Consider the following 23,904-nt stretch of genomic DNA (forward strand, 5'->3'; position numbering starts at 1 on the left):
AAAAAGGAAACCGGTCTCGTAGACGTATCGCCGGACTGGTTAAGTCAGGCCCAATCGACCCTGCGATGGTGCCGGCTTGAGGAAAACCTGAAATAAGGCCAGAAGGGAACTCAACGGCATCAAACAGAACGGGCGCCGGCCCGGTGAGGGATATGATGAAGAACTCCGCCATTTCCGAACGCAAGAACCAGTCGATCTCGCGCGGCGTCGGCATGACCACGCAAATCTACGCCGACCGGGCCGAGAATTCGGAGATCTGGGATGTCGAGGGCCGCCGCTATATCGACTTCTCCTCGGGCATCGCCGTCGTCAACACCGGCCATCGCCATCCCAGGGTGATCGAGGCGGTCAAGGCGCAACTCGACCGCTTCACCCACACCTGCCACCAGGTCGTGCCTTACGAGAGCTATGTGCGGCTGGCCGAACGGCTGAACGCCATGCTGCCCGGCAAGTTCGAGAAGAAGACGATCTTCGTCACCACCGGCGCCGAGGCGGTGGAGAATGCCATCAAGATCGCTCGCAACGCCACCGGCCGCCAGGCCGTCATCGCCTTCGGCGGCGGCTTCCACGGCCGCACCTTCATGGGCATGGCGCTGACCGGCAAGGTCGTGCCCTACAAGGTTGGCTTCGGCGCCATGCCGGGCGACGTCTACCACGTGCCGTTCCCCGTGCAACTGCATGGCGCCTCGGTCGCCGATTCGCTGGCGGCACTCGACAAGCTGTTCAAGGCGGATGTCGATCCGGCCCGCGTCGCCGCGATCATCATCGAGCCCGTTCAGGGCGAGGGCGGCTTCTACGACGCGCCGCGTGAACTCCTGACGGCGCTGCGCAAGCTCTGCGACCAGCACGGTATGCTGCTCATCGCGGACGAAGTGCAGACCGGCTTTGCCCGCACCGGCAGGATGTTCGCCATGGACCATCACGAGGTGGCGGCCGACATCACCACCATGGCCAAGAGCCTGGCCGGCGGCTTTCCGCTGTCGGCGGTCACCGGCCGCGCCGAGATCATGGATGCGCCCAGCCCCGGCGGGCTCGGCGGCACCTATGGCGGCAGCCCGATCGGCGTCGCCGCGGCACACGCCGTCCTGGATGTCATCGAGGACGAAAAGCTCTGCGACCGCGCCAACACGCTGGGTGCCCGGCTGAAGCAGCGTCTGCAGTCGATCCGTGACGACGTGCCCGAGATCGTCGACATCAGGGGTCTGGGCTTCATGAACGCGGTTGAGTTCAATGACGTCAAGAAGGGCCTGCCGTCGGCCGAGATCGCCAACGCGATCCGCCTGAAGGCGCTCGACAAGGGTCTGATCCTGTTGACCTGCGGCGTCTATGGCAACGTCATCCGCTTCCTAGCGCCGATCACCATCCAGGACGAAGTCATGAACGAAGCGCTCGACATTCTGGAAAGCTCGATCCGCGAAGTCTGCGCAGCCTGATCGACAAGGACGAGCGTTCCGATTCACATGTCTTTGGGCATCTTTTCTTCCTCGAAGATGCCCTCAATATCGCGCGCGCCGTGCAAAATGCGCTCGACGCGCACGTCGTTGCCCTGGGCGGTGTAGAAAATTATACATTTTTGGAACGCGACGGACCGCAGACCAGGCCAAAGCTCGGAACGAGGTGCGCCTCCGCGTGGCGCATTCTCTATGCGGCCACATCGTCCGCGAAGCGCCGCTATAAAACGGTGAGCGGCGGGCGGATTTTCAGCATGGATGTAATCGCCGATCTCCTCGATGTCCTGCACCGCGGCAGGCGCAAAACTGAGGGCCATTACTTGTGGGTTCCACCGCTGTATTTTTTCTCCAGCCGGTCAAAAACGCTGTTGGCCTGAATGCCCGGTCCGCTTTCTACACCCTTGCGGATGTCCTCACGCAGTGCCGCAAGTTTCGTTTGCCGCTGCTCCTCGCGTTCCTCCAAGAGGCGCAGGCTATCACGCACAACTTCGCTGGCGCTGGCATAGCGGCCGCTTTCAACCAGTTCGCGCACGAACGTTTCGTAGCGAGGTCCGATGCTGTAGCTCGCAGGCATGGGGACGGCCTTCCATTTTATCCGCGATTATCAATTTATGATAAGCTCATTGATTTTTTTGGCAAGATCCCGGCCTGCTTTAGCCCGTAACCCGGGCAGGCTCGTCCTGGTGAAATTGTGCCAATGCCGCCTTCAGCCCTTCGGGACCCGTGGCTACCGTTTGCGGTGTCGGCGAGAAGCCGGCACCGAGCATCTTGCGGCCAAGCATGTGGTCGCCGGGGCGATTGACGGACTCGATGCCGAGCAGCCGGTCTCCCGCGTAGTGGTAGATCGAGAACTTGTTGTCGGGCAGGTCACCGAGCACGACATGGCTGTCGCCGCCTGATGTCAGCCCGACCATCTGCAATTTCATGTCGCCAATGTCGGACCAGAACCATGGCACCGCCGAATAAGCGTCGGCGTGGCCTGATATGGTGCGCGCGGCGAGCCGCGCCTGGTCGGTGGCGTTTTGCACCGATTCCAGCCGCACGTCGCCGCCGGTGAACCAGTGCCGGTACGAGGCGGCGTCGCCGATGGCGAGGATATCCGGTACCGAGCTGCGCATCTGGTGATCGACGCGGATGCCGTTGGCGATGGTGAGGCCGGCTTCCTGCGCCAGTTCGACATTCGGCACGGCACCGATGCCCACCACGACCATGCGCGCCGGCAGCCTTTCGCCTGAGGTGGTGATCGCGGCGGTGACATGGCCGTCTTCGCCTTCGAGCCTTGCAATCGAGGTGCCGGTGAGGATGCGCACGCCTGTCGCTTCCAGCCTTTGCCGGACATGGCTAGCCACCACCGGCGCCACGGCGCGGCCAAGCAGCCGGTCGACCGCCTCGACAACGGTGACGGTGCGGCCCGCCGCCCGAAGCGTCGCGGCGATTTCCAGTCCGATGAAGCCGCCGCCGAGAATAACGACATCTTCGCTGTGCGCGCTCAAGTCCCGGATCAGCCGGGCATCGGCCAGCGAGCGCAGCGACACCACGCCGAACAGCTCCGCGCCGGGTAATGGCAAGGCACGCGGGCGCGATCCGGTCGCCAGGATCAGATGGTCGAAGGCAAGTGCGCCACCGCCGGCAATGTCGAGACTGCCGCGGCCGGTATCGATGCGCTCGATCCGGATGCCCGGCCGGTAGTCGATGGCGCTGCCGGTGTAGAAGGCTTCGCCGCGCAAGGGCTGCGGCTTGGCCGTGGCATCCTTGATGAAGGTCTTCGACAGCGGCGGCTTGTGATAGGGCAGTTCGTTCTCGTCGCCGACCAGGATCACCGGCCCGTCATAACCATCCTCGCGCAGACTGGCGGCTGCCTGCACGCCCGCATGACCCGCACCGACAATGACCACGCCGTTCTTCATCGCATTCCGATCCCGATTCGATCCTAGGACGTCTCGCCAAGCGGCAATTGCCTGGCACCGCCGCAAGAGAATGTCTGCGGGTCGCACCCGGGATGGCGACTGTCAATCGTACAGTTCGGCCGCAAAGTCGGTGCAAGGGAACGCGTAAAGTTGACAGTTGTAGTTTAGAATAATTCTAAACTGTTGTTTCGATTGGGTTTTTCAGTAATTTCCGTTGACTCCATCGAGCGCGAAGTTTTAAGGAAGCTTGCGCATTGGCGCATCCCTTTGATGTCTGGGCCTTGAACCCGTTCGATTGGAGGCATTTTGGTGTCTTTCTTCCCTGAGCCGCGCGGCAGCGCGGCATATCTTGCGGCCGGTGGCATGCACACGGCCTGGTGCTGGTTGCCGCGCGCGCCGTTTGCGGAATTCCCGAGAAACTGGAGAGCGATAATGACGGCACGATATGGCGGCAGGCTTGTGGCGATCGGCGCCACGGCGCTGCTGACGGCGGCGGTGTTCGTGCTGCCTGCAAAGGCGCAAACCGATGCGAAGGCGGTGATCAAGACCTATTCCGACATCGCGCTTGCCAAGTACGAGGATTCGCTAACCACGGCGCGGACGCTGGACAAGGCGGTCGACGTGCTGCTGGCCAACCCGTCGGCGGAAACGCTCAATGCCGCCCGCGACGCCTGGAAGGCGGCGCGCGTGCCCTACCAGCAGACCGAGGTCTATCGCTTCGGCAACAAGGTCGTCGACGACTGGGAGGGCGAGGTGAATTCCTGGCCGCTGGACGAAGGCCTGATCGACTATGTCGCCAAGAGCTACGGCACGGAATCGGACGCGAATTCTCTCTACACCGCCAATGTGATCGCCAACAAGGAGATCGAAATCAACGGCAAGAAGATCGACGCCTCGACGCTTTCGCCGGAATTCCTCTCCGGGACCTTGCAGCAAGCCGGCGGTATCGAGGCCAACGTCGCTACCGGCTATCACGCCATCGAGTTCCTGCTCTGGGGCCAGGATCTGCATGGCACCGGTCCAGGCGCCGGCGAGCGTCCCTATACGGATTACGACCTCAAGAACTGCACCGGCGGCAATTGCGACCGCCGCGCACAGTACCTGAAATCGGCAACTGACCTTCTGGTCTCCGACCTGCAGAAGATGGTCAATGACTGGAAGGAAGACGGCGCCGCGCGCAAGAACCTCGTCGATGGCGAGCCGAACACCGCGATCTCGATCATCTTCACCGGCATGGGCTCGCTCTCCTACGGCGAACTGGCCGGCGAGCGCATGAAGCTCGGCCTGCTGCTGCACGATCCCGAAGAGGAGCATGACTGCTTCTCCGACAACACCTACAATTCTCATCTCTATGATGCAGTCGGCATTCGCGCCGCCTATCACGCCAGCTACACACGGCTGGATGGTACCGTCGTTTCGGGTCCCTCGGTGCACGACATGGTCAAGGCAGCGGATCCGGCAATCGACAAGGAACTGTCCGACAAGCTCGATGTTTCGGTCGCCAAGATGGAAGCCATCAAGGCACGGGCATTGGCCGGCGAGGCCTACGACCAGCAGATCGCCGAGGGCAATACGGCGGGCAATGCCACCGTGCAGGCGGCAATCGACGCATTGATCGACCAGACCAAGTCGATCGAACGCGCCGTCGGCGCCTTGAAGCTGAACAACATCGCCTTCGAAGGCTCCGACAGTCTCGACGCGCCCGACAAGGTGTTCAAGTAAGCCCCCAGCCAAACGGCGCATCGGAGCGCCGTCAGCCAGAGCGACGAAATGCTGATCTGCCATTGCAACATCATCACCGAGAAGGAGATCGAGCAGACGATCATCGGCCTGCTGGATCAGGATCCCTGGCAGCTCATCGTGCCGGCAAAGGTCTATCACGCCATGCACAAACGGGGTCGCTGTTGCGGCTGCTTCCCAAATGTGGTCGAAACGATCATTCGGGTCACCGAGAACTACCACGCCCGCTCGCAGGCAAGCGGCGTGGACATCGTTTCACATCTGGATCGCGTCAGAGGCCTGCGCGTCCAATACGGGAGCAGGACCCATGAAAGGCGAACCACAGATCATCGAGCGGCTTAACGAGGCTCTCTTTCTGGAGCTCGGCGCCGTCAACCAGTATTGGGTGCATTTCCGCCTGTTCGAGGATTGGGGATACGCCAAGCTGGCCAAGAAGGAGCGGGCGGAATCGATCGAGGAGATGCACCACGCCGACAAGCTCGTCGCCCGCATCATCTTCCTTGAAGGCCATCCCAACCTGCAGTCCGTGGCGCCGCTGCGCATCGGCCAGAACGTCAAGGAAGTGCTCGAATCCGACCTGGCCGGTGAATATGACGCGCGCACTGCGTATAAGCGCTCGCGCGAAATCTGCGAGGAAGCGGGCGACTACGTGACGATGAAACTGTTCGAGGAACTGCTCGCCGACGAGGAAAGCCATATCGACTTCCTCGAGACGCAGCTCGACCTGCTGGCCTCGATCGGTGAGGAAAAGTACGGCCAGCTCAACGCCGCACCGGCGGACGAGGCAGACTAAGGATATGCGGGAATGCGGCGCCTCTTAGACGTCCTGCGCCGCTTGCGGCGGGCCAAGGGCCCGCCGCGCCTCCGGAAAATGCCAGCCATATCGGCTGGTCGGCACGGCATTATTCTGATGCTGGCGCTGACCACTTCTGCCATCGCCGGCGACCTTCTACCCGCCGGTCTCGCCACCACGCGCACCGACCTTAATGCCAAGGATCAGGTGCGCGTCACAGCCATTACCAGGCCGACCACGGATTTTTCCAAGCCCGAGCCTTTCGAACTGATGCAAGGTGGCGCCGGCACCTCGCGGAAAGACATCAGCCGTGATTCCTTCTCGCAATCTTCGGCCAACATCAGCTTCGAGGAAGAAGGCACCTTCAAGCTCGGCAATGCGCTTTTCCGCAAGAACTGGGTCTCGTCGCCGTCCTCGACGCAGGCATCGGATGGGCTCGGACCCTTGTTCAACGAACGCGCTTGCCAGAACTGCCATCTGAAGGATGGACGCGGACGGCCGCCGCAAGCCGATGTTGGCACCACCTCGATGTTCCTGCGGCTGGCGCGCGATGCCAGCAGCGCGGAAGAAAAGGCGGCGCTCGCCGACCACCGGCTGCTCAACCTTCCAGACCCGGTCTATGGCACGCAATTGCAGCAACTGGCCGTGCCTGGTCTCAGGGGTGAGGGCAGGATGCGTGTCGACTATCGGGAACGGAAGGTGGAACTGCCGGACGGCACCGCGGTTTTACTGCGCAAACCCGCCTATACGATCGATGATCTCGGCTACGGGCCGCTCGATCCGCGCACCACGCTGTCGCCGCGCCTGACGCCGCCGATGATCGGCCTCGGCCTCATCGAACAGATCGCGCCGGCCGACATTCTGGCCCGTGCCGACCCTGACGACAGGGATGGCGATGGTATTTCCGGCAAGCCCAACATCGTGCGTGATGGCCTGAGCGGCGAGCTGACGCTTGGCCGTTTCGGCTGGAAGGCGCAGACCGCGTCGATCCGCCAGCAGGCCGCCGATGCCTTTGCCGGCGATATCGGCATCTCGACGCCGGAGGCGCCGAAACACTGGGGCGATTGCACCGCCGCGCAGGAAAAGTGCCTCGCCATGCCCAACGGCGTGCAGGCGCGCCTCGGCCCGGTCGAGGCGCCGGCGCCGGTGATGGATCTCGTCACCTTCTATTCGCGCAACCTGGCGGTGCCGGCGCGACGCGACCTCGCCTCGCCTGAGGTGCTCGCCGGCAAGAAGGTCTTTTATGAAATCGGCTGCGTTGCCTGTCACACGTCGAAATTCGTTACCCGTCGCGATGCACCTGACAAGCCGCAGGCGTTCCAGTTGATCTGGCCTTATTCCGATTTCCTGCTGCACGACATGGGGCCGGATCTTGCCGACGGCCAGGCTGTGGGCGATGCGACCGGCAATGAGTGGCGCACGCCGCCGCTATGGGGCATCGGCCTCACCGAAATGGTCAACGGCAATTCCTTCTATCTGCACGATGGTCGTGCGCGCACTTTGGTCGAGGCCATCCTGTGGCATGGCGGCGAGGCGCAGAAGGCGCGCGACCGCTTTGCCGCCACCAGCGCCACCGAGCGCGATGCATTGGTCAAATTCCTGGGGTCACTTTAATGGCGAAGCGTTTCGCGCTGGTTCTCGTTCTTCCGCTGGTTCTGCTGGGCGCGTTGCCCGCATCGGCCGCGGTGAAAGCCTCTGATGTCATCCAGCGCGCGATCGACGGCTTTGTCCGCCCGGCATATGAGGACCTGCACCAGCATGCGAAAGCCCTCGCCAAAGCCATGCACAAGCTTTGCGAGGCACCCTCGCAAGCGGACCTTGAAGCGGCGCGAGCCGCGTTCTCGGCTACCGTCTACGCCTGGTCATCGGCCGAGATCATCGGTTTCGGGCCGATCAAGGAGAACAACAGGCTGGAGCGCATGCTGTTCTGGCCGGATCGCAAGAGCATCGGCCTGAAACAGGTGCAGGCGGCGTTGTCTGACAAGGATCCCGCCGCCACCGATCCTGTCCAGCTTGCGGGCAAGAGCGTTGCCATGCAGGGGCTCGGGGCGCTGGAATTCGTGCTTTACGGCGACGGCGCCGACGCCTTGACGGGCAAGGCTGAATCCTATCGCTGCGCTTACGGGGCGGCTGTCGCCGGCAACATCGAAACCATCGCCGCGGACGTCAGCGCGGCCTGGGACAAACCAGATGGATTCGCGGCACTGTGGGCCAATCCGGGGCCGCAAAACACGCTCTATCGCGATGGTAACGAGGCGGTGACCGAACTGGTCGGCGTCTTGATCAACGAACTGGAAATGGTCCGCGATGTGCGCCTGAAGGGTTTTCTGGGCGCCAAGCCCGAGGCCGACAAGCCAAAACAGGCGATCTACTGGCGTTCGCAGAACACCGCCAACGCGCTGGCCGGAAATCTGGCCGGCATCGATGCGCTGTTCCAGGTGTCGAAGCTCGGCAACGCGCTGCCGCCGGATGCGCGCTGGATGGCAGAGTCGATCCACATCCAGCTGCTCAACGGCGTTGCGACCGCCAAGGCCGTCCAGGGCCCGATCGACAAGGCGCTCGCCGATCCGGCGCTGCGCGAAAAACTCGAGCATCTCGCCCTGATCACCTCCAGCCTGTCGACCCTGATCGGCACCAGGCTGACCGCCGAATTCGGCCTGACCGCCGGCTTCTCGTCGCTGGATGGAGACTGAGCATGAAGGGATTGCTCATCGACCGCCGCGATTTCTTGAGGGCCGCCGGCATTGGCTTTGCCGCCGCCGTGACGCCCTCGGCCTGGGCAAATACGCTCGCGGCGGATGCCGTGTTCGCCACCGCCTTCGTCAAGCGCGACGGCAGTTTTGGTGCCGCCGTCCTGTCCGAGGCCGGCAAGGTGCTGCATACGGTCGACCTGCCCGATCGCGGTCATGACGTCACCTTCGATCCGATCTCGAAGCGTTCGGTGGTTTTCGCCCGCCAGCCCGGCACCTTCGCCGTCGTATTCGATCACGCCGGGCGCGACGCCCCGCGGACCATCGCCAGCATCGCAGGCCGGCACTTCTTCGGTCATGGTGTCTTTTCGCCCGACGGCTCTCTGCTCTACGCCACCGAAAACGACTTCGACAACGCCGCTGGCGTGGTCGGCGTCTATGACGCGCGGGCGAAATTCAATCGCGTCGGCGAATTCCCGACCTACGGCATGGGCCCGCACGAACTTCTTCTGCTGCGCGATGGCAAGACGATCGCGGTCGCCAATGGCGGCATCGAGACCCACCCAGACTATGGACGCGCCGAGCTCAACATTGCCACCATGAAGCCTTCCTATGTGCTGGTCGACCGCGTCACCGGCGACCTGATCGAAAAGCATGAACTGCCGGCCGCTCTCCACCAATTGTCGATCCGCCACATGGATATCGACCAGACCGGCACCGTCTGGTTCGGCTGCCAATACAGGGGCTCCGGCACCGATCGTCCGCTTCTGGTCGGTCGCGCCGCGCGGGGTAAGGAGTTGGCATTGCTCGACATGCCGCGGGATGTGCTGTCCGGTTTCCGCAACTATATCGGCTCGGTCGCCGCCAATCCTGGTGCCGGCACCGTCGCCGTCTCCTCGCCGGAAGGCAATTCGCTTGTCGTGATCGATGCGGGCAGCGGCCGGATCGTCTCCTCCAGCGCGCTGGTCGAGGTCTGCGGCGTGGCGCCCGACGGGGCAGGGTTCATGGCCACCACGGGCGCCGGCGAGATCATCGAGGGCGGTGGTGCCACGCGGACGGAGCCGGACTATGTCTGGGACAACCACATGCTGCGCATAGGGCCGGCGGCATAAGCTCTTCTGCCAGGCCAAACCGAAGCCGCTTAACAAATTATGCACTATACACTTGCGGTTGCGCGCTATGGCGGGCACAGGGAATTGTTTCTCGAACCGGTCGTTTCATGAAAGTTCTCGCCATCGACTGTGCCGCCAGCCTCTGCGCCGCCTGCGTCTACGACGCGGCGGCTGGGCTGGAGCTTGGCCGCTCGGTGCTTGATCTGGGCAAGGGTCATGCCGAGCACCTGATGGCCGTCATCGCTGACGCGTTGAAGACCGGCGCGACCGACTACGCCGGGCTTGGCGCCATTGCCGTCTCTGTCGGTCCGGGTTCCTTCACCGGCCTGCGCGTCGGCGTGTCGACCGCGCGTGGCCTGGCGCTGGCGCTCAAGCTGCCGGCAATCGGGGTGACGACCCTTGAGGCACTGGCCGCCGAGGCGGCCGGTGCCTTTCCTGGCCGCGCCGTGCTGGTGGCGCTTGATGCCGGCCGCGAGGAAATCCATGCCGCACTGTACGATGAAATGTCAGTGTTGACTTACGGTCCGGCCGTGGCCACGCTTGCGGAGGCGGTGACGATGGCGACGGAACGTTTCGCGGTGCTCGCCGGCACGGCAGCGACGCTGATCGCTGACGCGGCCGCCCGTACCTTCGACATCGGGCCTCGGGCGGCCACCGCCGACATTCTCACCTACGCCCGGCTGGCTGCCGCAAAGGGGCAGGGCGAACGGCCGAAGCCGCTTTATCTGCGCGATGCCGATGCCAAGCCGCAGGCCGGGTTCATACTTTCGAGGCAAAGACCATGATCCCGAAAAGTGGGAGCCGGTTTTCGCGGACAAACGGTTCCGTTTGTCCAGAGCTCATGGTCAGACGAGAAAACGAGAATTGATGCGCATACCTTTTCTTCAGCCACGTCGCCGGGACTACGCGCTCGAGCCGCTCAGGATCACCGACAGCGCCGCGGTCTCGCTGCTGCACCGCGAGGATTTTGTCCGCCCCTGGACCGATGGCGAGTTCGCCGCCTTGCTCGAACAGGACACCGTGTTCGGCTATGCCGCGCGCGAAACCGGGCAGGGCGCCAAGCCGCCTGTCGGCTTCGTCCTCGCCCGGCTGGCCGCGGGCGAGGGTGAAATCCTGACCGTCGCGGTGGCACGGTCGCATCGCCGCCAGGGGCTGGGCTGGCAGCTGATGGACGCAGTGCTGCGCGAATTGCATTCGCAGCGCGCCGAAGCCTTGTTCCTCGAGGTCGATGAGACCAATGCCGCGGCGATCGCTCTCTATCGTCGGTTGGGTTTTCGGGAAGTCGGCAAGCGTCCGGATTACTACAAGTCGCCCGATCGGGGGCCGACTGGGGCGCTTGTCATGCGCCGCGATCTTCGCTAGCCAGGGACCGCATGATCCCGAAAATCGAATCCGATTTCGGAGAGGATCATGCGCCAGAATTAAGGTGTTACAGCGTCCTTTGCGCGTCCAAGAGGACGCGCGGCGCTGTAATGGTAGGGCGATGATCAAGAAAATCAGGATTTTCCTGGCGCTGGGCCTCGTCGTCGCTGGGTCGCTGGTTTTCGTGCCGCTGCAGATCCTGTCGATGAAGACCGGTTGGTGGCCGGAAACCTTCATCCTCAAGATCTGGCACCGGCTGATCATCCGGGCGCTCGGCATGCGTATCCATGTCAGGGGGGCACTGTCCGACAAACGCCCCTTGCTGGTTGCCTCGAACCACATCTCCTGGACCGACATCATGGCGCTGGGCTCCTTTGCCGATGTGAAATTCATCGCCCGAGCCGATATGGAAGGCTGGCCGCTGATCGGCATGCTGTCGAAACTGCAGCGCACTGTTTTCATCGAGCGCGAACGCAAGCGTTCGTCTGGCGACCAGGCCAGCGAGATCGCCAGACGCATGGCCAAGGGCGATGCCATGGTGCTGTTCGCCGAGGGCTCGACCGGTGACGGCAATGTCGTCCTGCCCTTCAAAAGCACCCTGTTCGGCGCCGCCTCGATGGCCATTTCCGAAGGCGCGGCCGAGCAGGTCTTCATCCAGCCCGTTGCGATCGCCTATACGCGCCTGCACGGCGTACCGCTCGGCCGCCGCCACCGCCCGATCGCAGCCTGGATCGGCGATGAGGACCTGATGCCGCATCTCAAGGTGCTGATGGCCGAGGGCGCGCTCGACGTCGAGGTGCATTTCGGCGAACCGATCGCTTTTGCCAAGGGTTCCAACCGCAAGGAAACGGCCAAGCTGATGGAAGGCCGGGTGCGCGAGATGATGCAGGCGGCCCTTACCGATCCGCTCCCGAGCCGCTGAACCCAGCGGCCCCAAGGCAGAATCGTCTGTTTTTTGTCACGGAAAGGCGTTAGAAGCCGCCGGATGGACTTGAACACGATTGAAAGCGACGACATCGGCACTGCGGCCGGACAGCCGGCGGCGAACGCCACGGCAGCCAAGAAGGTCTTCGTCAAGACCTATGGCTGCCAGATGAACGTCTATGATTCACAGCGCATGACCGATGCGCTGGTCGCTGACGGTTATACGGCGACCGATGCCATCGGCGAGGCCGATCTGGTGCTGCTCAACACCTGCCATATCAGGGAAAAAGCCGCCGAAAAGGTCTATTCCGAACTTGGCCGCATCCGCGACATGAAGGCGGAACGCGCAAGTGCCGGCCGCGAGATGCTGATCGGCGTCGCCGGCTGCGTGGCGCAGGCCGAGGGCGCCGAGATCATCCGGCGTTCGCCGGCCGTCGACCTGGTCATCGGTCCGCAGACCTATCACCGTCTGCCCGACGTGCTGGCGCGTGTTCGCGGCGGCGAAAAGATCGTCGAAACCGAATACGCCATCGAGGACAAGTTCGAACATCTGCCGCAGCCCAAGCGTGCCGAGGTGATCAAGCGTGGCGTCACCGCCTTCCTCACCGTCCAGGAAGGCTGCGACAAGTTCTGCACCTTCTGCGTCGTGCCCTATACGAGAGGCTCGGAAGTGTCGCGGCCGGTGGCGCAGATCGTCGCCGAGGCCGAGCGGCTGGCCGAGGCCGGGGTGCGCGAGGTGACGCTGCTCGGCCAGAACGTCAACGCCTGGCATGGCCAGGGCGAGTTCAAAGGGGGCAAGACCGCGGAATGGGGTCTCGGGCGGCTGCTGTTCCGGCTGGCCGAAATCCCCGGCCTGGCGCGGCTGCGCTACACCACCAGCCATCCGCGCGACATGGACGACGAATTGATCGCCGCGCACCGCGACTTGGCCGCACTGATGCCCTATCTGCACCTGCCGGTGCAATCCGGGTCGGATCGCATTTTGAAGGCGATGAACCGCAGGCATACGGCCAATGACTATCTGGCGCTGCTCGACCGCATCCGCGCCGCCCGCCCCGATATCGCGCTGTCGGGCGATTTCATCGTTGGTTTCCCCGGCGAGACGGAGGCCGATTTCGAGGCGACCATGGATCTGGTGCGCCAGGTGAATTATGCCTCGGCCTTCTCGTTCAAATATTCGCCGCGTCCCGGTACGCCCGGCGCCGAGATGTCCGACCACGTACCGGAAGCGGTCAAGGACGACCGCTTGCAGCGCCTGCAGGCATTGCTCTTGAAGCAACAGCAGGATTTCGGCTTGAGTTTGATCGGCAGCACCATAGATACGCTGATCGAGAAGCCCGGTCGTCAGGCCGGCCAGAAGGTCGGCCGCTCGCCTTGGCTGCAGCCAGTTATTGTTGATGAAAACGCCGGCGAAATCGGTGACATTATCAAGGTGCGAATCACGAAGACGGGCTACAACAGCCTGTTCGCCGAATTGGCCTGATGGTCTCGGCAGATGAGGAGAGACGGTTGAGCGCAGCGGAGCTGAAGAATCTGCCCCCGGTACCGGCATCCGGGGCTTCTGACATGGCGCACATCGTTTTGACTTTCGACAACAACAAGCTTGCCAGCGCCCTTTACGGCCAGTTCGACGAAAACCTGGCCCGGCTTGAGCAGAAGCTCGGCGTCGACATACGCTCGCGCGGCAACCAGCTGACCATCAAGGGATCCGCTTCGGCCGCCGAACAGGCGCGCCGCGCCTTGGACAATCTCTACGGCATCCTGCAGAAGGGCGTCGATATCAGCCAGTCCGATGTCGACGGGGCCGTGCGCATGGCTATCGCCGCCGACGACCAGCTCACGCTGCCGACATTGGAGCGCAAGGGCAAGGTCTCCGCCGCCCAGATCGCCACCCGCAAGAAGACCATCTATGCCCGCTCCCTGAATCAGGACGCCTACATGCGGGCGCTGGAGCGGTCGGAACTGGTGTTCGGCATCGGTCCAGCCGGCACCGGCAAGACCTATCTGGCAGTGGCGCATGCGGCGATGCTGCTGGAACGCGGCATGGTCGAGCGCATCATTTTATCGCGACCGGCTGTCGAGGCGGGCGAACGGCTGGGCTTCCTGCCGGGCGACATGAAGGAGAAGGTCGATCCCTATCTGCGGCCGCTCTATGACGCGCTCTACGACATGATGCCGGCCGACAAGGTCGAGCGCGCCATTGCAGCCGAAGTAATCGAAATCGCGCCGCTCGCCTTCATGCGCGGCCGCACGCTGGCGCACGCCGCCGTCATTCTCGACGAGGCTCAGAACACCACGCCGATGCAGATGAAGATGTTTCTCACCCGTCTCGGCGAGAACTCGCGCATGATCGTCACTGGCGATCCGACACAGATCGACCTTCCTCCGAGCACCAAGTCGGGCCTGGTCGAAGCCTTGCGTGTCCTCGACGGTGTGGCAGGCGCGGTAACCGTACGCTTCAACGATGTCGACGTCGTTCGCCATCCGCTGGTGGCGGAAATCGTCAGGGCCTATGACCGGGACGCCAAGCTGGCTCGTGGCCTCGGTGCCGAGAATTGATCTTGACGATGCGGCCTCATGCCTGATGACAACACATCCGGCGGCGGGAGCCTCCCGGTTCCCGTCGAGATCGATATATCGGTTGAAGCGGGCGACTGGCCCGATGAAGCAAGCCTGACGCGGCTGGTCGATCGCGCGGTTGACGCCGCCTTTGCCGAGACCGGTGCGGCGGGTCATTCCGAACTCAGCATTGTTTTTTCCGACGACGCCCATATCCGTACGTTGAATGCCGGCTGGCGCGGCAAGGACAAGCCCACCAACGTCTTGTCTTTCCCGGCTTTTCCGCCGGCAAAAGGCGGCCCGCTGCCGCCGATGCTCGGCGACATCGTGCTTGCCGCCGAGACGGTGGCGCGCGAGGCGGCACTGGAAGACAAGCCGCTGGAGAACCATATCTGCCATCTCGTCATCCATGGCCTGCTGCATCTCATGGGCCATGATCACGAGACCGACGCGGAGGCCGAGGAGATGGAAGCCATCGAGCGCGCCGCGCTGGCAAGGCTTGCCATTCCCGATCCCTACGCGTAACTAAAAACGACCAATTGACCGGACGACGATGAACGACAAACCAGAGACTGCCGCCCGCCCCGATGTCGGCAGTGCGATCAAGGCTTCCGATACGTCGGAAGAGGGATCAGGTCCGAGTACCGTCACCCCTGGTGTTGCCAACACTGGCAGCGCGGCCATCGAGCCGTCGCCTGCCGGCCCCTCCCTGTTCAACCGCGTACTGGGCCTGTTCCGGCAACGCAACGGCACCAGCCTGCGCGAAGAGATCGCCGGCGCGCTCGCCGAGACGACGAGCGATGTCGAATCCTTCTCGCCTGGCGAGCGCGCCATGCTCAACAACATCCTGCGCCTGCGCGAGGTGCGCGTCGAGGACGTCATGGTGCCGCGCGCCGATATCGAGGCGGTCGAGATCGCCACGTCGCTCGGTGACTTGCTTGGCATGTTCGAACAATCCGGCCATTCCCGCATGCCGGTCTATTCCGAGACGCTCGACGACCCGCGCGGCATGGTCCATATCCGCGACGTGCTGGCCCATATCACCAAGCTGGCGCGCGTCAGGAAGGGCCGTGCAACCCGCAAAACGCCTGTCGCCACGGTTCTCGATCTCGCCCAGGTCGACCTCGCGCGCACCATCGGAGAGCTCAACCTGATCCGGCAGGTCCTGTTCGTGCCGCCGTCGATGCTTGCGTCCGACCTGATGGGCCGCATGCAGACGACGCGCACGCAGATGGCCCTGGTCATCGATGAATATGGCGGCACGGACGGCCTCGTCTCGCTCGAGGACATCGTCGAGATGGTGGTTGGCGACATCGAGGACGAGCACGACGACGACGAGCCGATGATCACCCAGACCGGCGACGGCGTGTTTATCGTCGATGGCAAGGCCGAGATCGACGAGGTCGCCAAGATGATCGGCGAGGATTTCGCCGCCGGTGAACATGGCGAGTATGTCGACACCATTGGCGGCATGATCTTCAACACGCTCGGCCGCGTGCCGGCGCGCGGCGAGGTGGTGCAGGCCATTCCCGGCTTCGAATTCCATGTGCTGGACGCCGATCCGCGCCGCGTCAAGCGCGTGCGCATCGTGCAGAGCCAGAAGGGCGAACGCCGCCGGCGGGTCACGGCGCGCACCGAACAGGCCTGAAAGCCTGCTGTCGCATGACGATCGAAGATCCGTTCAAGCACTCGGTCCTCGGCTCCGGCGTGTTTTACAAAGATCCACGCTCTGCCCTGGATTGGCTTGAAGCAGCCTTTGGCTTCGAGCGCAGCATGGTGGTCAGCAATGCCGAGGGAAAGCTGGTCCACGCCGAAATGCGGTTCCGCGATTGCTACCTCATTGTCGATTGTGAATGGGCCGATCATGTCGCGAGCCCCGCGTCGGTCCAGGGCAAGAACACGCAATCGGTCTATGTCAGGTTGAAAGACGGCCTGGATGCGCATTGCGAGCAGGCCCGCGCGGCCGGTGCTGCAATAATCCAGGAGCCGGCGGACCAGTTCTACGGCGAACGCCAGTATCGGGCGCGCGATCCCGAGGGCCATGTCTGGACGTTCACGCAACCGGTGCGTTCTGTTTCTCGTGAAGAGGCCGAGCGGTTGGGTGGCCTGCGCATCGAAGGCTGGCACCGGTAGAGAGCGGCCGGGTAATCACGCCGGCGTTTGGAGCGCGCGGCGCGGCCTGATAAATCTTAGCTCCTGATTCGCGCGACGGAAATACGCATGGAGCGCCTTGCCGGCCGGATAATTCTGCTTTGGGGTTGGCGGCGTTCGCTCGTGGCGTTTTTCGCTGGGGCGCTCACGGTTCTGGGCCAGGCGCCTTACGATTTCTTTGCCGCCTGTTTCATTTCGTTTCCGCTGCTGGTCTGGCTGCTCGATGGCGCGACCGGCGAAGCCTCGGGCAGCCTGTTGCGGCGCCTGCGGCCGGCTTTCGCCGTCGGTTGGTGGTTCGGCTTCGGTTATTTCCTCGCCGGCCTCTGGTGGATCGGCTCGGCGCTGCTGGTCGAGGCCGACGACTTTGCCTGGGCGCTGCCGTTCGCGGTGGTCGGCATTCCCTTCGCGCTCGCATTTTTCTATGGCTTCGCAACGGTGGTCGCGCGGCTCCTGTGGAGCAGCGATATCGGCCGTATCGCTGCCCTTGCCTTCGGTTTTGCGCTGGCGGAGTGGCTGCGAGGGTTCCTGTTCACCGGTTTCCCCTGGAACGCCATCGGCTACGCGGCGATGCCGGTGCCGCTTTTGATGCAGAGCGTCTCGGTGACCGGCATGATCGGCATGAACGCGCTCGCGGTTTTCCTTTTCGCGCTGCCGGCGCTGCTGGCGGCGCGTCGGCATCTTCGGCTGGGCGCCGCGCTGTTTGTCGTGCTCGCCGCCGCCCATGTCGGCTTTGGCTATGTCAGGCTCAACGCCCCCGAAAAGCCGGCGACGCGCAGTCTCGATGTCCGCATCGTCCAGCCGGCCGTGGATCTGTCGGAAAAATGGGATGCCTCGGTGCGCGACCGCATCTTCGCCACCTTGCTGGGCCTCTCCGCAAAGGCACCGGACCCAGGTCACGAAAAACCGCAATTGATTCTCTGGCCGGAAACCTCGGTACCGTTCCTTTTCACGGAGCGCCCTGACGCCTTGACGGCGCTGGGCGACATGCTGGGCGACGGCCAGATGCTGATCGCCGGCGTCGTGCGTGAGGAGGGCGGCTCGGCGGCCAGCGCCGACAGCCGCTACTACAACTCCGTGGTGGCGATCAACGACAAGGGCGAGATCGCCGACGCCGTGGACAAGGTTCATCTGGTCCCGTTCGGCGAGTATCTGCCTTTCGCCGACCTGCTCGCTCGTTTCGGCATCGAACAGCTCGTCGCCGGGCCGCTGACGTTCACGGCCGGCAACGAGCGTCATGCCATCACGCTTCCGGGCGGCATTCGTGCCCTGCCATTTATCTGTTATGAGGTGATCTTTCCCGATCTGGTGGCAGTTGACGCTACGTCAGCGCAGCTTATTGTGAACGTTACCAACGATGCATGGTTCGGCGACACGCCGGGACCGTATCAGCATTTCAGGCAGGCCCAGATTCGCGCGGTGGAGAATGGATTGCCCTTGTTGCGTGCTGCCAACAACGGCATCTCGGCCGTGGTCGACGCCCGTGGCCGCGTCGTCGACGCCCTTGCGATCGACGCGCGCGGAGCCATCGATGTGAAGGTGCCTGTTTCCGCACAGACGGTCATTTCGTCCAGCCAGCGGCGCATTAACGGAATGCTGATCATGTTGCTGTTTGCGCTTGTAGGGGGGCTGTTGAACGTAAGGCAAAAGCTACGGGTGAATTGACAGCTGGCACATTAGAAACTCATACTGTACCGCCTGAAAATTTCTCGAAGCTGGTGGATCGTTCTGTTGGGGCAGTCGCCTCCGGCTTTCTTTGGGCAGGAAAAAATCACAAAGCCGAAAAAATTCGGCGAGGAAAAAATGACAGAAGAAAACAAGAAGAAGCCCAATCCCATCGATATTCACGTGGGAAGCCGGGTCCGGCTTCGCCGCAATATGCTCGGAATGAGCCAGGAAAAGCTGGGCGAGAATCTCGGCATCACGTTCCAACAAATCCAGAAATATGAAAAGGGCACCAATCGCGTCGGTGCCAGCCGCCTGCAGGCGATTGCCTCCATACTCGGCGTCCCCGTCGCCTTCTTTTTCGAGGATGCGCCAGGCCAGGAATTGACCGCCAACCGCGGCTTTGCCGAGGATAGTTCGATGGCTTTCGCTGTCGAGTTCTGCGGCAGTCCCGAAGGACTTCAGCTCAACCGGGCCTTTGTCAAGATCGCCGACGTCAAGGTACGCCGCAGGATCATTGACCTGGTGAAATCGCTCGCCGAGGACGATCTCGACTGATCCGCAATGCGCTTTGCGCCGGCGGCATGCGCCGCCGGTGGCACAAGATATCGCCTCCGACATTCAGGCCAGAGCGGCGGCAGCGCTTGACGAGCAGCGCTTTGCCCCGCTAACACGTGGCGCGCCAAAATCGGCAGCCTGCCGATCGTTTTTCAAGAGGGGACACCCGTGACGCGGCAGAACTACTTCTTTACCTCGGAATCCGTAGCCGAGGGCCATCCCGACAAAGTCTGTGACCGCATCTCCGACGAAATCGTCGATCTGGTCTATCGTGAAGCCAAGAAGACCGGCATGGACCCATGGAAAGTCCGTGTCGCCTGCGAGACGCTCGCGACCACCAACCGGGTCGTCATCGCCGGTGAAGTGCGCGTTCCCGAGACGTTGTTGAAGAAGGACAAGGCCGGCAACATCCTCAAGGATGCCGCGGGCCACCCCGTCGTCAACCCGGCGAAGTTCAAATCCGTCGCCCGCAAGGCGATCCGTGAGATCGGCTACGAGCAGGCCGGCTTTCACTGGAAGACGGCCAAGATCGAGGTCCTGCTGCATGGCCAGTCGCCTGATATCGGCCAGGGCGTCGACAATGCCGCCGACCGTCAGGGCGAGGAAGGTGCCGGCGACCAGGGCATCATGTTCGGCTATGCCTGCCGCGAGACGCCGGACCTGATGCCGGCGCCGATCTACTACAGCCACAAGATTCTCGAACTGCTGGCAGCGGCCCGCCACGAAAACAACGGTGAGGCCGGCAAGCTCGGGCCGGACGCGAAAAGCCAGGTCACCGTGCGCTATGTCGACGGCAAGGCCGCCGAGGCGACGCAGATCGTGCTGTCGACCCAGCATCTGGATTCAAGCTGGGATTCCAAGAAGGTCCGCAAGGTCGTGGAACCTTATATCCGCGAGGCATTGGGCGACCTCAAGATCGCTGACGATTGCATGTGGTACATCAACCCGACCGGCAAGTTCGTCATCGGCGGTCCGGATGGCGATGCAGGCCTGACCGGCCGCAAGATCATCGTCGACACCTATGGCGGCGCAGCCCCCCATGGCGGCGGCGCCTTTTCCGGCAAAGATACCACCAAGGTCGACCGGTCGGCTGCCTATGCGGCGCGCTACCTAGCCAAGAATGTCGTGGCGGCGAAGCTCGCCGAGCGCTGCACCATCCAGCTTTCCTACGCCATCGGTGTCGCCCAGCCGCTATCGGTCTATGTCGACCTGCACGGCACCGGCAAGGTCGACGAGGCAAAGCTCGAGGACGCGCTGCGCAGCGTGATGGACCTGTCGCCGTCAGGCATCCGCCGTCATCTCGACCTCAACAAGCCGATCTACGCCAAGACGTCGTCTTACGGCCATTTCGGCCGCAAGGCTGGCCGTGACGGGTCTTTCTCCTGGGAAAGGACCGATCTGGCCAAGGCGCTCAAGGATGCTGTCGCGGCCTGAGGGCGGCGGCAGGACTGGCGCCAGTCGATGAGTGACGCGGACAGGCCAAGCCGCATGACCGAAGCCTTCTTCGGTCGCCGGCGCGGCAAGCCCGTGCGCCCGCAGCAGGCCGCGGCGCTGGAAAGCGGGCTTGGCAAATACCGGCTCGATCTGACGGCCGAGGCACCGCCAGACCTGCGCGTCCTGTTTGCAGCAGAGGTTTCGGCGGTTCGGCTCGAGATCGGCTTTGGCGGCGGTGAACATCTCCTGCATCGCGCCATCGAGGCGCCCGCGACAGGCTTCATAGGCGTCGAGCCCTTCGTCAACGGCATGGCCAAGATGATGATGGCGGTGCGGGCAGCGCCGCTGGCCAATCTCAGGGTCTACGACGACGACGCCACCCAGTTGCTTGACTGGTTGCCGCCGGCCTCGCTCGACGGCATCGATCTTCTCTATCCCGATCCCTGGCCAAAGAAAAAACACTGGAAACGGCGTTTCGTCAGCCCGGTCAATCTCGACCGTTTCGCACGCGTCCTGAAACCCGGCTCGAAGTTCCGCTTTGCGTCCGACATCGACACTTATGTGAACTGGACCTTGCTGCATTGCCGGGCGCACGGCGCTCTCGCATGGCAGGCTGCGGAAGCGGCGGACTGGCATCGTTCCTATGAGGGCTGGCCCGGCACGCGCTATGAGGCAAAGGCCATTCGCGAGGGGCGCCGGCCGGCCTATCTGACTTTCGTCAGGACCTAGGTCCGCCCAACCGACAACCTGCCGGGAGGACGGGGTCGAATGCCTGTTGGAGTCAGAAACGACCGATCCTGTTGAATACGGCCGGATCCATACCGAGGTTTCGCAGGTCGTCGGCTCTGGGCTTGCGCCCTGCTTCCACGGCGCGAGACGCGGCAACGGCGCTGCCGAATGAGGTGAACAGATCGCCCAAGGCGGAGAATATCCTGCGGTTGCTCATGGTCTTGTCCTTTCGCGCGCCAGCGCGCCAATTCAATTCGTTTGATGGCTAACAAATAAGAGCGCGCCGCGGGCTCTCACAGGGGGATTGCCGCATGCCGGCCATGCGCCTGGAACAACCCTGAACCCACAGGCTTTCGTCCGGCCGGGACTGCGGACTTGAAACACGAACCGTGTTCGTTTATATCAGCCTCAAATTCTTGGTCGGTATGACGAAGAGTGGGTCCACCCGGTCCCGCTCTTTTTTATTACCTGCCGATAGGTTCGAGACGAACGATAGGCAACGATGGCTGCAACTGCAAACGAAGGTGACGATCGCATCATCCGCGAAAGCGGCATCGATGCGCGCATTGCGCTGATCGTCCAGCCGGTGCTGCGCGGCATCGGCTTTCGCCTCGTGCGCGTGCATCTGTCCGGCCAGAACGGGCTGACGCTGCAGATCATGGCCGAGCGTGAGGACGGCACCATGACCGTCGAGGATTGCGAAGAGGTCAGCCGCGCGGTGTCGCCGGCGCTCGACGTCGATGATCCGATCGAAAAGGCCTATCACCTCGAAGTCTCTTCGCCCGGCATCGATCGGCCTCTGGTGCGTAAATCGGATTTCGTGACCTGGACCGGTCATCTGGTGAAGATGGAAACATCGGTCGTCGTCGCCGACCGCAAGCGCTTCAAGGGCAAGATCGCCGAAGCCGGTGAGAACGACGTGCTGATCGAGCGCGACAAGGCGGCTTATGGCGAGGAGCCGACGGTGCGCGTGCCCTACGATGCCATTGCCGATGTCAGGCTGATCCTGACCGACGACCTTATTCGCGAAGCGTTGTCCAAGGACAACAGGGAGCGCAAGGAAGCCAAGAGACGCCGCGGTGAACCGGACGACGATGTGTCCGAGGGTACGGAACCGGACGCCACGGAAGAACACGAACAGGAAATTTGATTGAGCTGCCGGGCGCAAAGGTCCGGCGAACAGGCTCGGGAGAAAGAACATGGTTGTAAGCGCCAACAGACTTGAACTGCTGCAGATCGCCGATGCGGTCGCGCGTGAGAAGTCGATCGACAAGTCGATCGTCATCGCCGCCATGGCCGATGCGATCCAGAAGGCGGCACGTTCGCGTTATGGCCAGGAGACCAACATTCGCGCCGACATCAACCCGAACACCGGCGAGATGAAGCTGCAGCGGCTGATGGAAGTGGTCGAGAAGGTCGACGATTACGCCACCCAGATCGCCATTTCCTCGGCGCGTGAGCGCAATCCCGACGCCCAGCTTGGCGATTTCATCGCCGAACTGCTGCCGCCGATGGACTTCGGCCGCATCGCCGCCCAGTCTGCCAAGCAGGTCATCGTGCAGAAGGTGCGCGAGGCCGAGCGTGACCGTCAATACGACGAATACAAGGACCGTATCGGCGAGATCGTCAACGGCACCGTCAAGCGCGTCGAGTATGGCAACGTCATCGTCGATCTCGGCCGTGGCGAGGCGATCATCCGCCGCGACGAGCTGATCCCGCGCGAAAACTACAAATATGGCGATCGCGTGCGTGCCTATGTCTACGACGTGCGGCGCGAGCAGCGCGGCCCGCAGATATTCCTGTCGCGCACCCATCCGCAGTTCATGGCCAAGCTCTTCACCATGGAAGTGCCGGAGATCTATGACGGCATCATCGAGATCAAGTCGGTCGCCCGCGACCCGGGCTCGCGCGCCAAGATCGCCGTCATTTCGCGTGACAGCTCGATCGATCCGGTCGGCGCCTGCGTCGGTATGCGCGGCAGCCGCGTCCAGGCCGTCGTCGGCGAATTGCAGGGCGAGAAGATCGACATCATTCCGTGGTCGCCATCGGCGGCCTCCTTCATCGTCAACGCGCTGCAGCCGGCGGAAGTCGCCAAGGTCGTGCTCGACGAGGATGCGGAGCGTATCGAAGTGGTGGTTCCCGACGATCAGCTGTCGCTGGCCATCGGCCGCCGCGGCCAGAATGTGCGCCTTGCCTCGCAGCTCACCGGCTGGGACATCGACATCCTGACCGAGGCCGAGGAATCCGAGCGCCGCCAGAAGGAATTCGTCGAGCGCTCGGCGCTGTTCATGGAAGCCCTCGATGTCGACGAGATGGTCGGCCAGGTGCTGGCCTCGGAAGGCTTCACCAGCGTCGAGGAAGTCGCCTATGTCGATGCCGGCGAGATCGCCTCGATCGACGGCTTCGATGAGGATACAGCCTCGGAAATCCAGACCCGCGCCCGCGAATATCTGGAGAAGATCGAGGCCGAGCACGACGAGAAGCGCAAGGCGCTGGGCGTTTCGGATGATCTGCGCGAACTCCCCGGCGTCACCACCGCCATGATGGTGACGCTCGGCGAGGATGGCGTGAAGACGATCGAGGATTTCGCCGGCTATGCCGCCGACGACCTCACCGGCTGGAAGGAACGCAAGGACGGCGAGACCAAGGTCTATCCCGGCGTGCTGGCCAATCACGGCGTTTCGCGCGCCGATGCCGAGCAGATGGTTCTGGCCGCTCGCCTCAAGGCCGGCTGGATCACCGAAGACGAGCTTGCGGCCGAAGAAGAAACGGCCGACGAAGCCGTTGGTGCGTGAGGTGAAACCGCATCGCACACAACCCGCCCTTGGACGA

25 protein-coding genes are annotated in these 23,904 nt (G+C 63.1%); 21 read left to right on the plus strand and 4 right to left on the minus strand.

Annotated elements, in window-relative coordinates; all coding sequences use genetic code 11:
* The first annotated feature begins 155 nt into the window (after positions 1 to 155).
* Positions 156 to 1,433: a 4-aminobutyrate--2-oxoglutarate transaminase gene (locus LB524_RS06265; protein WP_224524653.1), complete on the plus strand. Its 1,278-nt coding sequence runs from the start codon at positions 156 to 158 to the stop codon at positions 1,431 to 1,433.
* Between the two features lie 23 nt (positions 1,434 to 1,456).
* Here LB524_RS06265 and LB524_RS06270 read toward each other — a convergent pair whose 3' ends face one another.
* The 3 genes from LB524_RS06270 to LB524_RS06280 all read right to left on the minus strand — a co-directional run bounded on the left by LB524_RS06270 (position 1,457) and on the right by LB524_RS06280 (position 3,358).
* Positions 1,457 to 1,768: a type II toxin-antitoxin system RelE/ParE family toxin gene (locus LB524_RS06270; protein ID WP_140722985.1), complete on the minus strand. Its 312-nt coding sequence runs from the start codon at positions 1,766 to 1,768 to the stop codon at positions 1,457 to 1,459.
* Positions 1,768 to 2,025: a type II toxin-antitoxin system ParD family antitoxin gene (locus LB524_RS06275; RefSeq protein ID WP_140787113.1), complete on the minus strand. Its 258-nt coding sequence runs from the start codon at positions 2,023 to 2,025 to the stop codon at positions 1,768 to 1,770. The genes LB524_RS06270 and LB524_RS06275 overlap by 1 nt, the downstream gene beginning before the upstream one ends.
* Before the next feature lie 79 nt (positions 2,026 to 2,104).
* A complete protein-coding gene (locus tag LB524_RS06280) occupies positions 2,105 to 3,358 on the minus strand; it encodes an NAD(P)/FAD-dependent oxidoreductase (RefSeq protein WP_015314029.1) in 1,254 nt (417 codons plus the stop codon).
* A 432-nt stretch (positions 3,359 to 3,790) separates the two neighbouring features.
* On the opposite strand from LB524_RS06280, the gene LB524_RS06285 reads away from it, so the two are divergent.
* The 18 genes from LB524_RS06285 (at position 3,791) to trmB (ending at position 21,072) form a co-directional block, all read left to right on the plus strand.
* Complete coding sequence (locus tag LB524_RS06285) at positions 3,791 to 5,080, plus strand: imelysin family protein (RefSeq protein ID WP_140821400.1); 1,290 nt, start codon at positions 3,791 to 3,793, stop codon at positions 5,078 to 5,080.
* A gap of 48 nt (positions 5,081 to 5,128) precedes the next feature.
* Complete coding sequence (locus tag LB524_RS06290) at positions 5,129 to 5,440, plus strand: (2Fe-2S)-binding protein (RefSeq protein WP_140614790.1); 312 nt, start codon at positions 5,129 to 5,131, stop codon at positions 5,438 to 5,440.
* Positions 5,406 to 5,891, plus strand: a complete 486-nt coding sequence (gene bfr / locus LB524_RS06295; protein WP_224524469.1) for a bacterioferritin — start codon at positions 5,406 to 5,408, stop codon at positions 5,889 to 5,891. Before LB524_RS06290 ends, bfr begins: the two co-directional genes overlap by 35 nt.
* A gap of 12 nt (positions 5,892 to 5,903) precedes the next feature.
* Positions 5,904 to 7,505 carry a di-heme oxidoredictase family protein gene (locus LB524_RS06300; protein ID WP_140787119.1) on the plus strand — a complete coding sequence of 534 codons (1,602 nt, stop codon included), beginning with the start codon at positions 5,904 to 5,906 and terminating at the stop codon, positions 7,503 to 7,505.
* Positions 7,505 to 8,584 (plus strand): imelysin family protein, encoded by a 1,080-nt coding sequence (locus LB524_RS06305; RefSeq protein ID WP_140878298.1) that lies wholly within the window; start codon positions 7,505 to 7,507, stop codon positions 8,582 to 8,584. The genes LB524_RS06300 and LB524_RS06305 overlap by 1 nt, the downstream gene beginning before the upstream one ends.
* A 2-nt stretch (positions 8,585 to 8,586) precedes the next feature.
* The gene (locus LB524_RS06310) at positions 8,587 to 9,693 is read left to right on the plus strand and encodes a DUF1513 domain-containing protein (RefSeq protein ID WP_224524471.1); all 1,107 of its coding nucleotides are present in this window, start codon (positions 8,587 to 8,589) and stop codon (positions 9,691 to 9,693) included.
* A gap of 107 nt (positions 9,694 to 9,800) precedes the next feature.
* On the plus strand, positions 9,801 to 10,478 hold the full coding sequence (gene tsaB / locus LB524_RS06315; protein ID WP_224524473.1) for a tRNA (adenosine(37)-N6)-threonylcarbamoyltransferase complex dimerization subunit type 1 TsaB: 678 nt from the start codon (positions 9,801 to 9,803) through the stop codon (positions 10,476 to 10,478).
* 82 nt (positions 10,479 to 10,560) lie between these two features.
* Positions 10,561 to 11,055, plus strand: a complete 495-nt coding sequence (gene rimI / locus LB524_RS06320) for a ribosomal protein S18-alanine N-acetyltransferase (protein ID WP_015314021.1) — start codon at positions 10,561 to 10,563, stop codon at positions 11,053 to 11,055.
* 121 nt (positions 11,056 to 11,176) lie between these two features.
* On the plus strand, positions 11,177 to 11,977 hold the full coding sequence (locus LB524_RS06325) for a lysophospholipid acyltransferase family protein (RefSeq protein WP_224524475.1): 801 nt from the start codon (positions 11,177 to 11,179) through the stop codon (positions 11,975 to 11,977).
* A gap of 63 nt (positions 11,978 to 12,040) precedes the next feature.
* Positions 12,041 to 13,462 (plus strand): tRNA (N6-isopentenyl adenosine(37)-C2)-methylthiotransferase MiaB, encoded by a 1,422-nt coding sequence (gene miaB / locus LB524_RS06330; protein ID WP_224524477.1) that lies wholly within the window; start codon positions 12,041 to 12,043, stop codon positions 13,460 to 13,462.
* A gap of 83 nt (positions 13,463 to 13,545) precedes the next feature.
* Positions 13,546 to 14,538, plus strand: a complete 993-nt coding sequence (locus LB524_RS06335) for a PhoH family protein (protein WP_031241013.1) — start codon at positions 13,546 to 13,548, stop codon at positions 14,536 to 14,538.
* Positions 14,539 to 14,556: 18 nt separating this feature from the next.
* A complete protein-coding gene (gene ybeY / locus LB524_RS06340) occupies positions 14,557 to 15,063 on the plus strand; it encodes an rRNA maturation RNase YbeY (RefSeq protein WP_224524479.1) in 507 nt (168 codons plus the stop codon).
* Between the two features lie 28 nt (positions 15,064 to 15,091).
* Positions 15,092 to 16,186 carry a hemolysin family protein gene (locus LB524_RS06345; protein ID WP_015314016.1) on the plus strand — a complete coding sequence of 365 codons (1,095 nt, stop codon included), beginning with the start codon at positions 15,092 to 15,094 and terminating at the stop codon, positions 16,184 to 16,186.
* A 14-nt stretch (positions 16,187 to 16,200) separates the two neighbouring features.
* Positions 16,201 to 16,671, plus strand: coding sequence for a VOC family protein (locus LB524_RS06350; protein ID WP_140660643.1), 471 nt, complete (start codon positions 16,201 to 16,203; stop codon positions 16,669 to 16,671).
* An 87-nt stretch (positions 16,672 to 16,758) separates the two neighbouring features.
* On the plus strand, positions 16,759 to 18,351 hold the full coding sequence (gene lnt, locus LB524_RS06355; RefSeq protein ID WP_015314014.1) for an apolipoprotein N-acyltransferase: 1,593 nt from the start codon (positions 16,759 to 16,761) through the stop codon (positions 18,349 to 18,351).
* 138 nt (positions 18,352 to 18,489) lie between these two features.
* Positions 18,490 to 18,909 (plus strand): helix-turn-helix domain-containing protein, encoded by a 420-nt coding sequence (locus LB524_RS06360; protein ID WP_127279029.1) that lies wholly within the window; start codon positions 18,490 to 18,492, stop codon positions 18,907 to 18,909.
* 168 nt (positions 18,910 to 19,077) lie between these two features.
* Positions 19,078 to 20,343: a methionine adenosyltransferase gene (gene metK / locus LB524_RS06365; protein ID WP_140660644.1), complete on the plus strand. Its 1,266-nt coding sequence runs from the start codon at positions 19,078 to 19,080 to the stop codon at positions 20,341 to 20,343.
* 27 nt (positions 20,344 to 20,370) lie between these two features.
* The gene (gene trmB, locus LB524_RS06370) at positions 20,371 to 21,072 is read left to right on the plus strand and encodes a tRNA (guanine(46)-N(7))-methyltransferase TrmB (protein WP_224524481.1); all 702 of its coding nucleotides are present in this window, start codon (positions 20,371 to 20,373) and stop codon (positions 21,070 to 21,072) included.
* Between the two features lie 52 nt (positions 21,073 to 21,124).
* On the opposite strand, the gene LB524_RS06375 is transcribed toward trmB, so the two are convergent.
* The gene (locus LB524_RS06375) at positions 21,125 to 21,289 is read right to left on the minus strand and encodes a hypothetical protein (protein ID WP_140714042.1); all 165 of its coding nucleotides are present in this window, start codon (positions 21,287 to 21,289) and stop codon (positions 21,125 to 21,127) included.
* A gap of 285 nt (positions 21,290 to 21,574) precedes the next feature.
* Here LB524_RS06375 and rimP point away from each other — a divergent pair, with 285 nt between their 5' ends.
* Positions 21,575 to 22,222 carry a ribosome maturation factor RimP gene (gene rimP, locus LB524_RS06380; RefSeq protein ID WP_224524482.1) on the plus strand — a complete coding sequence of 216 codons (648 nt, stop codon included), beginning with the start codon at positions 21,575 to 21,577 and terminating at the stop codon, positions 22,220 to 22,222.
* Positions 22,223 to 22,271: 49 nt separating this feature from the next.
* The gene (nusA, locus tag LB524_RS06385) at positions 22,272 to 23,867 is read left to right on the plus strand and encodes a transcription termination factor NusA (RefSeq protein ID WP_015314008.1); all 1,596 of its coding nucleotides are present in this window, start codon (positions 22,272 to 22,274) and stop codon (positions 23,865 to 23,867) included.
* Positions 23,868 to 23,904 lie beyond the last annotated feature (37 nt).

The sequence above is a fragment of the Mesorhizobium sp. ESP6-5 genome, assembly GCF_020164695.1.
Lineage (GTDB): Bacteria > Pseudomonadota > Alphaproteobacteria > Rhizobiales > Rhizobiaceae > Mesorhizobium > Mesorhizobium australicum.

Excerpts from the sequence above, each read along its gene's own strand:
- LB524_RS06265 (WP_224524653.1), top strand. The coding sequence starts at position 156 with ATGAAGAACTCCGCCATTTCCGAACGCAAGAACCAGTCGATCTCGCGC.
- LB524_RS06270 (WP_140722985.1), bottom strand. The coding sequence starts at position 1,768 with ATGGCCCTCAGTTTTGCGCCTGCCGCGGTGCAGGACATCGAGGAGATC.
- LB524_RS06275 (WP_140787113.1), bottom strand. The coding sequence starts at position 2,025 with ATGCCTGCGAGCTACAGCATCGGACCTCGCTACGAAACGTTCGTGCGC.
- LB524_RS06280 (WP_015314029.1), bottom strand. The coding sequence starts at position 3,358 with ATGAAGAACGGCGTGGTCATTGTCGGTGCGGGTCATGCGGGCGTGCAG.
- LB524_RS06285 (WP_140821400.1), top strand. The coding sequence starts at position 3,791 with ATGACGGCACGATATGGCGGCAGGCTTGTGGCGATCGGCGCCACGGCG.
- LB524_RS06290 (WP_140614790.1), top strand. The coding sequence starts at position 5,129 with ATGCTGATCTGCCATTGCAACATCATCACCGAGAAGGAGATCGAGCAG.
- bfr (WP_224524469.1), top strand. The coding sequence starts at position 5,406 with ATGAAAGGCGAACCACAGATCATCGAGCGGCTTAACGAGGCTCTCTTT.
- LB524_RS06300 (WP_140787119.1), top strand. The coding sequence starts at position 5,904 with ATGCGGCGCCTCTTAGACGTCCTGCGCCGCTTGCGGCGGGCCAAGGGC.
- LB524_RS06305 (WP_140878298.1), top strand. The coding sequence starts at position 7,505 with ATGGCGAAGCGTTTCGCGCTGGTTCTCGTTCTTCCGCTGGTTCTGCTG.
- LB524_RS06310 (WP_224524471.1), top strand. The coding sequence starts at position 8,587 with ATGAAGGGATTGCTCATCGACCGCCGCGATTTCTTGAGGGCCGCCGGC.
- tsaB (WP_224524473.1), top strand. The coding sequence starts at position 9,801 with ATGAAAGTTCTCGCCATCGACTGTGCCGCCAGCCTCTGCGCCGCCTGC.
- rimI (WP_015314021.1), top strand. The coding sequence starts at position 10,561 with ATGCGCATACCTTTTCTTCAGCCACGTCGCCGGGACTACGCGCTCGAG.
- LB524_RS06325 (WP_224524475.1), top strand. The coding sequence starts at position 11,177 with ATGATCAAGAAAATCAGGATTTTCCTGGCGCTGGGCCTCGTCGTCGCT.
- miaB (WP_224524477.1), top strand. The coding sequence starts at position 12,041 with ATGGACTTGAACACGATTGAAAGCGACGACATCGGCACTGCGGCCGGA.
- LB524_RS06335 (WP_031241013.1), top strand. The coding sequence starts at position 13,546 with ATGGCGCACATCGTTTTGACTTTCGACAACAACAAGCTTGCCAGCGCC.
- ybeY (WP_224524479.1), top strand. The coding sequence starts at position 14,557 with ATGCCTGATGACAACACATCCGGCGGCGGGAGCCTCCCGGTTCCCGTC.
- LB524_RS06345 (WP_015314016.1), top strand. The coding sequence starts at position 15,092 with ATGAACGACAAACCAGAGACTGCCGCCCGCCCCGATGTCGGCAGTGCG.
- LB524_RS06350 (WP_140660643.1), top strand. The coding sequence starts at position 16,201 with ATGACGATCGAAGATCCGTTCAAGCACTCGGTCCTCGGCTCCGGCGTG.
- lnt (WP_015314014.1), top strand. The coding sequence starts at position 16,759 with ATGGAGCGCCTTGCCGGCCGGATAATTCTGCTTTGGGGTTGGCGGCGT.
- LB524_RS06360 (WP_127279029.1), top strand. The coding sequence starts at position 18,490 with ATGACAGAAGAAAACAAGAAGAAGCCCAATCCCATCGATATTCACGTG.
- trmB (WP_224524481.1), top strand. The coding sequence starts at position 20,371 with ATGAGTGACGCGGACAGGCCAAGCCGCATGACCGAAGCCTTCTTCGGT.
- LB524_RS06375 (WP_140714042.1), bottom strand. The coding sequence starts at position 21,289 with ATGAGCAACCGCAGGATATTCTCCGCCTTGGGCGATCTGTTCACCTCA.
- rimP (WP_224524482.1), top strand. The coding sequence starts at position 21,575 with ATGGCTGCAACTGCAAACGAAGGTGACGATCGCATCATCCGCGAAAGC.
- nusA (WP_015314008.1), top strand. The coding sequence starts at position 22,272 with ATGGTTGTAAGCGCCAACAGACTTGAACTGCTGCAGATCGCCGATGCG.